A 13313-nucleotide genomic window follows, 5' to 3' on the forward strand; every position below is an offset into this window, starting at 1 on the left:
GCATTCCCCACTCATTCCATGTCTCTCCGTTCCGTCTTCACTCTTCTCGGCCCGTTCCTGGCTCTGATCGTCATCTACTCCATCTTCGGGGCGATGAGGCCGGTCATGTTCTCGTCCGATGTCATGCTGAGCGTGCTGACCCAGACCGTGATCGTGGCCACTGCCGCCATCGGGATGACGCTCATCATCATTTCCGGAGGCATCGACCTCTCGGTGGGATCGATCATCGCATTCGCCTGCGTGGTCGCGGCGACTTTGATCACGAAAGGCTATCCACCGGTGGCGGTGTTTGCGGCGACGATCGGCTTCGGCGCACTCTGTGGTTTGTTCAATGGCAGCCTCACGGTGGGCCTCAAGCTGCTGCCCTTCATTGTCACGCTTGGCACGATGCAGATCTTCCGCGGCGGTGCGAAGGTGTATTCCCACGGCTCTCCGGTGAACCTTCCTTTCGATGTTACCGTTTACAAGGCATGGATGGGTGGCAAGGGTCTGCCCTACGGCGTGTGGATGATGATCGGGCTTGTGGTGTTGTTCACCGTGATCCTCCGCTACACCCGCTTCGGCCGCTATGTGTTCGCCGTCGGCTCGAATGAAAACACCGCCACGCTCTGTGGCGTGAATGTGCCAAAGGTGAAACTGCTCGTTTACACCATCGGTGGTGCGATGGCCGGCCTTGCCGCGATGATGAACGTGGCGAAGTCCTCGCAAGGCGATCCGACCACGGCGATGGGCCTGGAGCTCGATGTGATCGCCGCGGTGGTGATCGGTGGTGCCAGCTTGTCTGGTGGTGAGGGATCGGTGCTCGGTGCCTTGATCGGCGCGCTGCTGATGACCACCATCCGCACCGGTTGCGTGCTGCGTGGCATCCCGACACCTTGGACGGAGATCATCACCGGCGCCATCATTGTCATCGCCGTGATCATCGACCGCCTGCGCCACCGCACGGCGGCCTGAAGTCATCTCAGCAATTCCTCCCGCCAGGCGTCATAGTCGTCCGGCGCGGATCGGGGAGATTTCGGCCTCCTCGGATGGGACGAGAGCGGGTTCATTTCGCCGGCCCGTTGAAGGGATTGCGATGGGACGATGCATCGGTGGGCGCGTCCTTCGCGGGGGTGCTTTCCGCCGTGCCTGGCGTGGCAGTCGTCGTGACGGGCTTCTGGCTTTCGCCGATCCAATCGCCCCAATGGCCGAGGAAGAACTTTTTCTCCTGCGTCAGGAACTTGTCCGAGTGACCGAGGATCGGTCGCAGCGAGGTGGTCATCTGCAGCGTGACCAGTGCGAAGACTCCGCTCCAGATGACGAGCGGTCCCTTGCGGTTCGCGCCGGTGGAAAACACGGCGGTCTTGAGAAAGCGCAGTCCGAAGAGCAAGGCCACCAGCCATGCTCCGATACCGAGCGCGCCGACGAAGCCATATGAGTCGGTCGATTCGGCGAAGATCCACACGGCCGGTGCGAAGCCGAGCAACAGGAGTCCCGCGAGGGCAAGCGCTCCCGCGAAGCTGGCGGCGAGCTGCTGGACCGAAAGTCTGCCACCCGCCAGCGTGGAGAAGATATAGAGGCTGGGGAAACAAATCGCAGCGGCGATAGCCACACCCGCGGTGATCTTCAGCGGCGCGGCCCAGAGTTGCTCATGCTTGTGGAAGCAGCCGATGACCACGCCGAAGAGCAGGAACGACACCAGCATGATCCCGGCAAAGCGGCCCGTGGCCCCATGGCCGGGTTTGGCGAGGCGGTGGACGAGTTCATACGGACGGCGCAGCAATGCTTCGAAAAGCGTGCGGAGATCGAGCTTGTCCGGCAGCGGTGCATCCAGCGGCGGCGGAGTGGCGGGCTCGGGAGCGGGTGGAATTTCAGGCGTTTCCATGGTGGTGGTCAGTTGGAGGGTTGGGTGCGGAAGGCGGAGAAAACCGGTACGCCGATCACGATGATCGCGAGCGTCAGCCAAATGCCGGCGGTGAATCCATCGCCGGCGATGTGGACGAGGGAACCCCAGATCGTTTCGTAGAAATTTCCCTTCAGTGGCTGTGGCCGCAGGAATTCAACCTCCATCCCGGGCAGTCCGAAGAACGGGCGCAACACCCACGAGAACTGGGCGCCGAGAAAGCCATTGCCCGCCAGCCAGGCGATGAGCGTGGCGCGGGCGGCGGCGCGTGTGGGCGCACGGGCTGCGAGCAGCCGGTAGAGGTGGGAGTTCGCCACCACGCCCGCGAAGCCGATCAGGAAGGTGTGGATGACCTGATACGCGGCGTAGGCCGTGTCCGCTTCCGGAGTCCCCGGCACGGGTGCGTTCCACGCGAGGAAGAACGTCACCGGCGCCAGCGATCCGAGAATCAGTGCGGACACGGCCGTGGCCATGAGGAGAGCCAGAAACGATTGCCGGATGCCCAGGCCGGTGCCGAGCAGCAGGGCTAGCAGGCCATTGAGCAGTCCATTGCATCCCAGCGTGAGCGCCACCAGCAGCGGCATCTTCACCGCCACGTATCCCGCCATCAGCGGCGAGCGCCACCAGCCGACGGTGAAGCCATAGAAAGCGAGGCCGATCACCGTGACCATCGCCGTCTGCCACACGCGCCGCGAGCCCGGCTCATCAAGCCAGGAAGCGTCGGGTTGGAGAAACGAACGCAGGGTCACGGCTTCAATGAAACGGAGCGTGGTGAAGGCTTCATTCGTACTCCGTGGCATTTGCGTGAAGATTCGGAGAATGCCTCACCGATCTTCGATCACGGTTTCAGCGCGCCAGGGGCTGTTGAGCGGATGAAAAAGAGCGGACCAGAACCACGGCGAAACGTCGGTCCACGTTTGGCCATTGGCTTCGCTCACGATCCGCTCGCGGATGGTGAGGTCCTGCCCCGGACGGCTTGCATTGAAACGCGACCAACGGCTGCCATCGCCGTGTTCCTCCACGATGGCATCCGTGGTGAGAAACCCGGCGGCACGCAGGCAGTCCCGCGAAGGATGAAGGCGGCGGGTCGCCTTGGTGACGCGACGCAGGATCACCTGCCGGTCGCTCCAGGTGAAGCTGCCGAGTGTGCCCGGAAACCCATTGGCGAAAGCTTCTTCCACCGGCGTGGCAGGCAGCGGTTGCAGCGGAAGCGTCACTCCCGCGAAGGAAAAGACCGCAGGCGGGCTGGAAAGCGGTGCGGGCGAAATGTCGCGATGAGAGAGGATCGACAACCACGGCCCGGCCATGGCGGCGAACACCAGCACCACCACGTCATGACGATGGATGGGAAGGACTGGTGCGGATGAAGAAACCGCGCCACGGCTTCTTGCCGCGAACCACCACATCACGCCGAGCACCATGGAGGTGCAGAGGAGTCCCGCGCCTTCATGGAAGATTCCGGCGGAAGGGAGCTTGCCGCAGGTTTCCGCCACCAACAGGAGCGCCCGCAGCATGTTCGCGGGAATCGCGAGCATGGCGGCCATTGCCAGCAGTGCTATCGAACGGTCGATGGACAGCCGGTGAAAGGCGGAGAGAGCGGCTCCGGCCGCGAGGATATGCCACAGCATGCGGATGCCGCTGCACGCGGGATCGACATTGATCGTTTGCCCGTCGGTGAGGATTCCGGTTCCCGCGCGGGAGGCCGTCACGCCACTGAGATGCAGGATCTCCACCACGCCCGCGGCGGACAGCGCCCGCAGCGGATACCCGGCCCAGAATTGCAGCGAGGCGATGACCGGCAGGGACAGCATCAACAGCGCGGTGATGCCAGGCCTACGATGCATGCCGTAGAAAAGAGCGACTCCGGCGACTGCGGTCGCGGCGCGCAACAGCGGTGGAAGCCACGGCGTGGCCAATGCGCTGGCCAGCAACAACAATGCGCCGCCGCCACGCGAGAGGGGGGTGGGGCGGATCGAACGGCGGTCGCGCCATGCCAGTAACAGGGCCAAGCCGAGCGCGGCAAGGCCGAGCGGTTCATCGCTGCCATCGTCCAGCCGCCGGATGAACCAGACGATTACCGGCAGCAGCGAGGCGGCAATCAGCCACACGGTGAGCCAACCGCGCGATGGCTTGTCCGGCGCTGGCGCGGTATGACCTTCCGTGATCATGGCCGGTGGCAGGGAAACCAAGGCGTTCATAAGATTCAGCGGCGGCGTTGAAGGGCCAGCAGGGTGACCAGCAATGAGATCAAACCAATGGCGTCCGGCTCGGGGACGGAGCCGTTGACCACGATGGGCTTTGGCGTGGTGCCAATCGCGCTGTTCGAGACACCTGCGGGAAGCGGCAGCGGTTGCTTCACGGTCTGGGCCAGTCCGTCGAATCCGCGTGGCGTTTCATCCACCGCCACGAATGAGGTGTAGGGCGTGAGCAGTTGGTAGGTGAGACCCAGCGCGGTGACTTCGCGGATGCTCTCGGGGCTCGCGACGGGAATGCTACGATCCGAGGTTGGCACCAGTTCATCCTCCAGATGGCGCACACGTTCACGCGCCCACAATACCGGCAGCGCGGGGTGATCGGTGCCGCTGGCGGTGGCTTCCGCAAGATCGACGGATTTCTCGAATACTTCGCCGTGTCCCGCGATGCCGCGGATGATAATGCGGCCCTTTGCTTCTCCGCTCCAACGACCGGCGATCACCAGCGGGCGGTTGGCGAAGAGATCGGGATACGGCGAGGGTTCGATGCCGCTGAGTTCCACACCTTCGGCTTCCACGCGGATCTTGGCCAGCACCGGGCTGGCGATTAGATCGCGGAAGCGGGTGACGGTTCCATTCACCTCGGAGGGCTGGGTGATCACGAACGGCTCGCCTTGTCCGGCGCGGGCCATGCCTTCGATCAAGTGGCGGTTCACCGACGAACCGATGCCGACGGAAAACAGGTTCGCTTGTCCGAGACGGGAGCGGATGCTGGTGAAGACCTCGCGCTCGAATCCCACAAAGCCATCGGTCATCACCACGATCGAACGAGAGCGACCTTCGCTCCCCGGCAGTGCGAAGGCGCGGTCCAGTGCCTGGCCGAGTTCGGTGCCACCTCCCGATTGCTGTTTGGTGATGAAGTTCCGGGCCTGCTCGACCATCGCCGGCGTGTTGGCCACCGGACTGAGCGAAAGCACCTCGCTGCCGCCGGAAAAGGTCACGATGTTGAACGTATCGTCGGGCCGCAGCACCGAGGTGAGCTGGGTGAGCAGATCCTTTGCGGTTTGCAGCGGGAAGCCCTGCATCGATCCCGAGATATCGAGGACGAAGACATAGTCGCGCAGTGGGATGAGGTCGGGTGTGACGCGTTTCGGCGGTTCCACCTGGAGCAGGAAGTGGTTTTCCTTTTCACCCTTGTGCAGCAGCAGGCCTGCGTCCACGCGATCCTGGCCGAGCTTCCAGCGCAGGATGAAATCGCGGTTGGCAGCTTCTTCCCCGGTCTTTGTCACCAGCTTCACGGCGGCCGTGCTCTTCGATTGGAAGTCCACGTTCACCGGATGGCTGGTACACTTCACTTCCGCCAGAGGCAGCGCGGTGGAGAGATTGACCGCGAGCTGGAAGCCTGCGGGCGAGGGCTTGCCTTCCTCCAGATGCGGATTGGCGGACCACGTTTCCGTGGCCCCGCCCATCTGATGACCGTAACGCGGGCCGACCACCGTGGGAAAGACGAACTCGTAGGTGCCATCGGTGGCGGGAATGCTTTCCGACCACTGGACGGTGACGTGGATGTCATCCCCGGGCAGAATGTTCGCCACGGACATTTGGAAGACGTTCGGTCGCTGCTCCTCCAACAGCGCGGCGGTCCTCTTCTGCGACTTCGCCTGCTCGTATTCGGTCTTCGCCGCGGTCTTCTCCTTGATGCGTGCGGTGATCGTACGTCCGCCGGTAGCCAGCGTCATGCCATGGACGGCGGCGCGGGTGGAGGCGGGGAAGACGTAGATGGCCTCCATCGGCTTGTCGCCGGTGTTGGCATAGACTTGTTCCAGCGAGATGCGTGCGATGGTGCCGTCGATCCACACATCCGCCGTGCTCGATTTCAACGGCAGGTTGCCGCCGGACTTCTCGCCGCTTGCCGTAGTGGCGTGGAAGTACGGTGCGGCGGTGGTCTCGCCGGGAGACGCGGCGGCGAGGAAACCGAATACGGCGGCGAAATAGATCAGGCGGAGCAGGACTTTCATGGCGGTCGTCTGTGTGGACGACGCGATGAAGAGGTCCGTGTGTGAAACGCTGGTCCGGCTCCGGTGAAAGCTTCGTGAAACCCGTGTGAACGTGGTGGTTAGACGAGGATATCCTTCACCACCTTGCCCGCCACATCGGTCAGTCGGAAATGGCGGCCTTGGTGGAAGAATGTCAGCTTGGTATGATCGAGCCCGAGCTGGTTGAGGATGGTGGCGTGGAGATCGTGTACATGCACGGGATTCTCCGTGATGTTGTAGCCGAAGTCATCGGTCGCTCCGTGGATGATGCCAGGCTTGATGCCGCCGCCCGCCATCCACAGCGAGAAGCACCGGGGGTGATGGTCGCGGCCGTAGTTGCTGGCAGTGAGAACGCCTTGTGAATAGGCGGTGCGGCCGAACTCGCCGCCCCATACCACCAGCGTGTCCTCGAGCATGCCGCGTTGTTTGAGATCCCTCAACAGGCCCGCGCAGGGCTGGTCGATTTCCTTGGCGAGGCCGGGCAACTGTCTCGGCAGGTTGGCGTGGCTGTCCCAGCCGGGATGGTAGAGCTGGATGAAGCGCACGCCGCGCTCGGCGAGGCGGCGCGCCTGCAGGCAATTCGCGGCGAAGGAGCCGGCCTGCGCCACATCCGGTCCGTAGAGATCGAGCACCGATTGCGACTCGTTCGCGATGGTGGTGGCCTCCGGCACGCTGGTTTGCATACGATAGGCCATCTCGTATTGGGCGATGCGCGATTCGATCTCGGGATCGAGTTCCTTTTCGAACGAAGCGCGGTTGAGGTCGCCGAGCTTGTCGAGCAGCGCGCGCCTGCCGCTGCCGCAGATGCCATCGGGATTGGTGAGGTAGAACACCGCGTCCTGGCCGGGCGAGAAGCGTACGCCCTGATAGCGTGAGTCGAGGAATCCACTGCCCCAGAGGCGGGCGTAGAGCGGTTGATCGGTCATCTTCTTGGTCACCAGCACCACGAACGCGGGCAGGTTCTCATTCATGCTGCCGAGGCCGTAGTGGATCCACGAGCCCATGCTAGGCCGGCCGGCAATCTGGGAGCCGGTCTGGAAGAATGTCATCGCCGGATCGTGGTTGATGGCCTCGGTGAACATCGACTTCACCAGACAGATGTCATCGATCATGGCGCCGGTGTGCGGCAGCAGTTCGCTGACCATGGTGCCGTTCTTCCCCATCGGCTTGAATTTGAAGTGGGAGCCAGCGAGCGGGAGGATCGCCTGGCTTCCGCTCATACCGGTGAGGCGCTGGTTGCCGCGCACGGAATCGGGGAGGCCTTCACCGTTGCGTTCGCGCAGGAGTGGCTTGTCATCCCAAAGGTCATGCTGCGCGGGGCCGCCGCTCATGAAGAGATAGATCACGCGTTTCGCCTTCGGTGCGTAGCCGGGGAGAAGTGGCGACACGTTCTCTCCAAGCGCGCGGTTGCCGAGCAATGATCCGAGCGCGAGGCCGCCGAGGCCTGCGGACATGCGCGAGAAGAAATGACGGCGGGTGATGAAGAAGGGATCGGCCATGGTCAGCGGAGGGTGATGGCTTCGTCCAGATTGAGCACGGCGTTCGCCAGCGCGGCGGATGCGGCGAGTTCGGGAGCAGGCAGGTCCGCGGGAGCTTTGAGATCACCGACCTTGAGATAGGCTTCCGCCTGCTTCGGGTCGGCTTGGAAGGTTTCGAGCTGGGAGGCATAGAGCTCGTCCAGCAGCTTGCTTTCCCGGGCGTCCGGTTGCCGGTCGAGCGTTTCACGGAAGACCCATGCGGCACGCGCGGCGGGATCGCCGCCGCCTTCCTTCATCATGCGGATGGCGAGCGCGCGGGAGGCTTCCACGAACTGCGGATCATTGAGCATCACCAGCGGTTGCAACGGCGTGTTCGTCTGCTGGCGTTTGACCACGCACACCTCACGGCCGGGTGAATCGAACGCGAGCATGCCGGGTGGGGGGGCGGTGCGGCGCCAGAAGGTGTAGAGGCTGCGGCGGTAGATCGCGGGCGCGGCGTCGCGTTTGTATTCCGGGAGGAAGTTGTTGAGCGCGCGCCAGGTGGCGGCATCGGGCAGATAGGGCTTCACCGAGGGGCCGCCGATGGTGGCCTGCATGAGGCCGGAAAGCGCGAGGGCCTGATCGCGGAGTTCTTCGGCAGGCAGGCGCTTGGCCGGGCCGCGGGCGAGCAGCACGTTCGAGGGATCGCGCTCGCGGAGGGGACGTGATGTTTTCGAATCCTGGCTGTAGGTGGCGCTGAGCACGATCTGGCGGCAAAGGCGTTTCATGTCCCAGCCGTGGGCGATGAAATCGCGCGCGAGCCAGTCGAGCAGTTCGGGGTGCGAAGGCAGTTCGCCCTGCGCGCCGAAGTTTTCCGAAGTCGCGACCAGACCGCGTCCGAAGAAGTGCTGCCACACACGGTTCACCTGCACGCGGGCGGTCAGCGGATGATCCGGCTGTGTGAGCCAGCGCGCGAGGCCGAGGCGGTTGCGCGGAAGATCGGCGGACATCGGTGGCAGGGCCGCGGGAGTTTCACGCGGGAGAGCATCACCTTGCGGTGCATCGTAGGTTCCGCGGGAAAGAATGTAGGCCGGGCGCGCCTCTTTCATTTCCTCCATGACGGGGAGTTCCTTCACGCCGTCGAGGGTCTTGCGGAGCGCGCTGCGGAGACCTTCAAGATCGGCCGTGGCTTTGCGCAGATCCGGATCAATGGCGGAGAAATAGAAGTCGCGGAGCTTGGCCAGCCCTGCATCATCCTTGGGTTGTCCGGCGATCTGATCGGAGAGCGACTTGTCCTCGGCAAGAGCTTCCACTTCAAAGGGGGTGATGGCGCGCTTGTAGAGGCGGATGTCATCGACGGCACCATCGCGCAGTCCGGAATCGCGGACGCGCTCGCCGAAGGCGAAGCCGCTGCCACTGCCGCTGTTCTTCGAGAGATGATCGCGCACGGTGTCCAGCGGAGCGGCCTGGCCATTGAGGAAAACCTTCAATCCGGCGGCGCGGGAGGAACCATCGTAGGTCACCACCACATGAGTCCATTGCCCGGAAGGAACGATCGGTTGCGACCGCACGGAAATGCAGTTACCCGGCCATTCGCGGGAAACCTGCCAGCGCAATCTGCCGTCTTCCAGCAGCAGCTCGAAACCATTGTAGCCGGGATCATAGCCGGCGCAGTTGTGGAAGACGACCTGACGCTTCGAGACGGGTCCGGGCTTCAACCAGAAGGCCATCGAAACGGGGTCCTCGCGGTTGGTGATACCGGGGTTGCCGAGGTTCAGCGGATCATCGCCAGTGAAGGACAACGCCTGGCCGCGATGGCCCGGCACCAGCTTGTTCTTGGGATCGGTGGTCGCGGGTTTCTTCGGATCGGCGGTGTTGTCGAGATTGTTCCGATCCAAGGCATCCAGATCACAGGAGACCATGAGATCCACAGTGGGGCCGGAAGGTGCGGCGAGCCATGCCTGGAACGCGGCTTCCTTTTCCGCACGCTGTTTTGCGAGAGCCGCTTCCGCCTGCGTGATCGCGGCGGTTTGGGCGGCAATGGCGTTGTCCTGCGTGACGGTGGTGAGCAGCAGCGAGGGATTCGGCTGGATCGAGCCATTGCCATGAAGGAGGCCCCACTCGTCGATCGAGTTGAAGAACGCCCCAAGCGAATAGTAGTCGTGCTGGGTGAGCGGGTCGTACTTGTGATCGTGGCAGCGGGTACACTCCATCGTGAGGCCGAGGAAAGCCGTGCCGACGGTGTGGACACGATCCGAGACACCTTCCTGCCGGAATTCCTCTTCCACGCTGCCGCCCTCCTGGGTCTTGCGGTGGACGCGGTTGAAGGTGGTGGCAATGCGTTGCTCGCGGGTGGGGCTCGGCAGCAGGTCGCCCGCGAGCTGCCAGGTGATGAACTGGTCCCAGGAAAGATTGCGGTTGAGCGCATCGATGACCCAATCGCGATAGGGCCAGGCATTGGTATCGAGGTCGGACTGATAGCCATAGGAGTCCGCATAGCGCGCGACATCCAGCCAATCGACGGCCATCTTCTCTCCGTAGTGGGGGGAGGCCAGCAATCGTTCCACGGCCCGCTCTCTCGCTCCGTTCTCCTTGTCGGCGAGGAAGGCATCGAGTTCCGCACGTGTCACCGGCAGACCCGTGAGGTCGAAAGTCACGCGCCGCAGCCAACGCTCCGGAGACGCAGGCGTGGATGGCGTGAGGCTTTCCTGGTCGAGACGGGCGGCGATGAAGCGGTCGAGATCCTCCTTTGGCCAGGCGGCGTCTTTCGGAGTGGGAACCGCAATCGAGGCGGGCAGCGGTGAAAAGGACCAGTGCTTCTCATAGACCGCACCTCCGGCGATCCAGCGGGCGAGCAGATCACGCTCGTGATCGTTGAGTTGGCGTGGCGATTCCGGCGGAGGCATGACCTCCTTCGGGTCCTTCTCATGGATACGCTGGATCAGATGACTTGCGGCTGGGTTGCCAGGCACGAAAGCTTTTGCGGCGAGCGCATCTTCGCGTCTGTCGAGCCGCAGATCCCCCTTCCTTCCCGCGGAATCCGGGCCATGGCACTGGATGCACTTGTCGGAAAAGATCGGCCGGATATCCTTGTTGTAGGTGGGCACCGGCTCGGCGGCATCCGCAAGCATCGCACCGGCGAGGAGGCCGGGTGCGAGCGCGATGGGATGGAAGGATCTGGGCATGACAGGAAGGCCGCCTTTGTATCCCATCGTGAATTCGGAGGCGTTCGGTTGTCCGCATGAGCGGATTTCAAACACGACGATCGGAGACAAAATGCGGCGTAGCATTCAACGCCGGGACATCGCCCGGACTATCAAGCTGACGCATTTGTGGGGTTCAGACGAGGGGCAGGCTGAACGTGGCGGTGGTGCCTCCCTCTTCGGCAGGCTCCAGTGTGATCAGCCCCCCGTGCAGCTCTGCGGCCTCCCGGACCAGCGTCAGGCCCAGGCCGGTCCCCTTCCGACCCATCGTATGATGGCGCAGGGAGTAGAAACGGTCGAAGATCCGTTCCTGGGCATAGTCGGGGATACCGGGGCCGTGATCGCGGATCGTAAGGGAGACCCGATGATCGGAAATGGTGGTGTTGATCTTCACCACCGATTCATCGGGCGAGAAGTCGATGGCATTCTCCAGCAGGTTGGTGACCGCGGCGCGCAGGATGAAGGCATCGCCGCGCACGGGAATGGCTTCTTCCGGAGGCGACCAATCGAGCCGGACACCGGCGAGTTCCGCCAGCGGCTTCGCCTGGTCGATGGCTTGGGCCACCACCTGGTTGAGGTCGAGCGTTTCGGCGGAATCAAGCCGTACCTTGCTTTCGATGGCGGAGAGTTCCAGCAGGCGGTTGATGAGCCGCTCGGTGCGGGCGGATTCGGCACGGATGTTTTCGAGGAAGCGATGGCGGGTTTCCGCGGGCATGTCTTCGTCCAGCAGCTCTGCCGCACCACGGATGGCGGCCAGCGGACTTTTCATCTCGTGGGTCAGGGTCTGGATGTAGTGCTCGACGTAGGCGCGTCCTTCCAGTGCTTCCCTCATCGATTCCAACGCGTGGGACAGGGTATTGACCTCGCGGCCGATGCCGATCTTCGGCCGCTTCGGGCGCTCGCCGCGTTCGATCGCGCGGGCATACTCCGTGATCTTGCCGATGGGGCGGTAGAGCCAGAGGAATACCACGGTGATCAGAAACAGGGTGCCGCCGCCGATCAGGATGAAGGCGCGGTAGATCACCTGCTTGCGCTCCTTGATCATCGGGAGCGCGTCGGCCTGGGGCTTGAAAACCGTCAGCACACCGGAGGGATGCGCGGGATCACCCACCGGAGCGGCCACATAGAGGATCGAGGAGTTGGAGTCGGCCTGATCGTTGCGGCTGCTGCGGGCTCCGTACTCTCCTCGCAAGGTGAGTGCGACGTCCCGGCGCTTGGAATAGTCCTGACCTTCGCGCTTCCCGCCTTCCGAGTCGAAGATGACCCTGCCCAGGGCATCGGTGAGATAGACGTTCGTTCCAACGTTGTGCTTCGTGTGCTCGAAGATGGTTGCGACGAACGTCCGCTCATGCGCGCCATCGAACACCTCGCGGAGGTGGTCGGTGTCGAGCTTGCCGTGCTCCATTTCATTTTCCACCAGCTCCGCGAGCAGGTGCGCGGAGTCCACCATCACTTCCTCGGTGGCTTGGAACGTCTGGGGCTCGACTCCGGACAGGAAGTAGGTGGCGAGCTGGTAGAACCCCAGCACCATGATGAAGCCGATGAAGAAGAGGGTGACCCGGGTGAAACGCACTGGCTCAAATCCTAAGGTGCAAATTCAAAATCCGGAAAGAACATCCGCAGCCGTGGTTCATGCCGTGAAGGAAAGCAGGTAACCGAGGCCGCGGCGGGTTTGGATATAGTCCTCGGCCCCGATCCGGGCGGCGCGGAGTTTCGAGCGGATGGACTTCACGTGGGCGTCCACGGTACGGTCGGTGACGGCGCCCGGATCTTCCCAGGCACGGTCGAGGAGTTGGTCGCGGGTGAACACGCGTCCCGGGTGGGAGAGGAGCACCAGCAGCAGCTTGTACTCATGGGCGGTGAGATCGAGCGCCTTGCCGTGGCAGTGGATGCGCATCGCCGAGGTGTCGTGATGCAGGGCGGTGGCGGGAGCGGCAACCGTGGGCGCGGTGCCGGACGGGGCGGTTGTTTCACCGTTTCCACCGGCGCGGCGGAGGATCGCCCGGACACGGGCGACGATCTCGCGGGGAGAGAAAGGCTTGGTCACATAGTCGTCCCCGCCGAGTTCCAAGCCGAGGATGCGGTCGATTTCCCCGTCGCGCGCGGTCAGGAAGAGGATCGGGACCGTGCTGCTTTCGCGCAATTTCCGGCACACATCGAGGCCGGTGATGTCCGGCAGGCCGATATCGAGGATCACGAAGTCGTGCTTTTTTTCCGCGAAGGCATCGAGCGCCTCGCTGCCGGTCAGCGCGTGCGTGACCTCCAGTCGTTCTGTTTCAAGGGCATAGACGAGAGTGTCGGCGATCGCCGGTTCATCTTCGACAAGGAGGACGCGGGGCATGAGGTTATTCCAACCTCCTTCCGTGAAATGCCAATGAAGAATGGACGAATTCGACCTGCCTAACGAGGCGCGTGAGGGCTTGATCCCTTGCGGTCCGGTCCGGTAGTGTCACCCGAGTGAGCCGCTGCGTATTTTCCCTGATCCACCATCCGCCTGCCGGATTCGGGAGCTTCGGACCTCGAACCGAGCCAGAAAACCGGTG

9 protein-coding genes are annotated in these 13313 nt (G+C 63.4%); 1 reads left to right on the plus strand and 8 read right to left on the minus strand.

What is annotated here, in order from left to right; translation table 11 throughout:
• The first annotated feature begins 18 nt into the window (after positions 1 to 18).
• On the plus strand, positions 19 to 954 hold the full coding sequence (locus KBB96_RS18935; RefSeq protein WP_211631060.1) for an ABC transporter permease: 936 nt from the start codon (positions 19 to 21) through the stop codon (positions 952 to 954).
• Between the two features lie 91 nt (positions 955 to 1045).
• Here the strand turns inward: KBB96_RS18935 and KBB96_RS18940 are convergent, their stop codons facing one another.
• The 8 genes from KBB96_RS18940 to creB form a co-directional block, all read right to left on the minus strand.
• Entirely contained in the window at positions 1046 to 1864 is an 819-nt protein-coding gene (locus KBB96_RS18940; RefSeq protein ID WP_211631061.1) for a hypothetical protein, read from the minus strand.
• A gap of 8 nt (positions 1865 to 1872) precedes the next feature.
• Positions 1873 to 2682 (minus strand): hypothetical protein, encoded by an 810-nt coding sequence (locus KBB96_RS18945; RefSeq protein ID WP_211631062.1) that lies wholly within the window; start codon positions 2680 to 2682, stop codon positions 1873 to 1875.
• 24 nt (positions 2683 to 2706) lie between these two features.
• A complete protein-coding gene (locus tag KBB96_RS18950; RefSeq protein ID WP_211631063.1) occupies positions 2707 to 4050 on the minus strand; it encodes an exosortase/archaeosortase family protein in 1344 nt (447 codons plus the stop codon).
• Positions 4051 to 4085: 35 nt separating this feature from the next.
• Entirely contained in the window at positions 4086 to 6092 is a 2007-nt protein-coding gene (locus KBB96_RS18955) for a VIT domain-containing protein (RefSeq protein ID WP_211631064.1), read from the minus strand.
• Positions 6093 to 6190: 98 nt separating this feature from the next.
• Positions 6191 to 7609, minus strand: a complete 1419-nt coding sequence (locus KBB96_RS18960; protein ID WP_211631065.1) for a DUF1501 domain-containing protein — start codon at positions 7607 to 7609, stop codon at positions 6191 to 6193.
• Positions 7610 to 7611: 2 nt separating this feature from the next.
• On the minus strand, positions 7612 to 10752 hold the full coding sequence (locus KBB96_RS18965) for a DUF1553 domain-containing protein (RefSeq protein WP_211631066.1): 3141 nt from the start codon (positions 10750 to 10752) through the stop codon (positions 7612 to 7614).
• A gap of 154 nt (positions 10753 to 10906) precedes the next feature.
• Positions 10907 to 12343, minus strand: a complete 1437-nt coding sequence (creC, locus tag KBB96_RS18970) for a two-component system sensor histidine kinase CreC (protein ID WP_211631067.1) — start codon at positions 12341 to 12343, stop codon at positions 10907 to 10909.
• A 57-nt stretch (positions 12344 to 12400) separates the two neighbouring features.
• Positions 12401 to 13111 (minus strand): two-component system response regulator CreB, encoded by a 711-nt coding sequence (gene creB / locus KBB96_RS18975; RefSeq protein WP_211631068.1) that lies wholly within the window; start codon positions 13109 to 13111, stop codon positions 12401 to 12403.
• Positions 13112 to 13313: the final 202 nt, after the last annotated feature.

Source organism: Luteolibacter ambystomatis (genome assembly GCF_018137965.1).
Lineage (GTDB): Bacteria > Verrucomicrobiota > Verrucomicrobiia > Verrucomicrobiales > Akkermansiaceae > Luteolibacter > Luteolibacter ambystomatis.

Bases quoted from the DNA above. Each gene is read 5' to 3' on its own strand.
- KBB96_RS18945 (WP_211631062.1), bottom strand. From the start codon at position 2,682: ATGCCACGGAGTACGAATGAAGCCTTCACCACGCTCCGTTTCATTGAA.
- KBB96_RS18950 (WP_211631063.1), bottom strand. From the start codon at position 4,050: ATGATCACGGAAGGTCATACCGCGCCAGCGCCGGACAAGCCATCGCGC.
- creB (WP_211631068.1), bottom strand. From the start codon at position 13,111: ATGCCCCGCGTCCTCCTTGTCGAAGATGAACCGGCGATCGCCGACACT.
- KBB96_RS18940 (WP_211631061.1), bottom strand. From the start codon at position 1,864: ATGGAAACGCCTGAAATTCCACCCGCTCCCGAGCCCGCCACTCCGCCG.
- KBB96_RS18955 (WP_211631064.1), bottom strand. From the start codon at position 6,092: ATGAAAGTCCTGCTCCGCCTGATCTATTTCGCCGCCGTATTCGGTTTC.
- KBB96_RS18935 (WP_211631060.1), top strand. From the start codon at position 19: ATGTCTCTCCGTTCCGTCTTCACTCTTCTCGGCCCGTTCCTGGCTCTG.
- KBB96_RS18965 (WP_211631066.1), bottom strand. From the start codon at position 10,752: ATGCCCAGATCCTTCCATCCCATCGCGCTCGCACCCGGCCTCCTCGCC.
- KBB96_RS18960 (WP_211631065.1), bottom strand. From the start codon at position 7,609: ATGGCCGATCCCTTCTTCATCACCCGCCGTCATTTCTTCTCGCGCATG.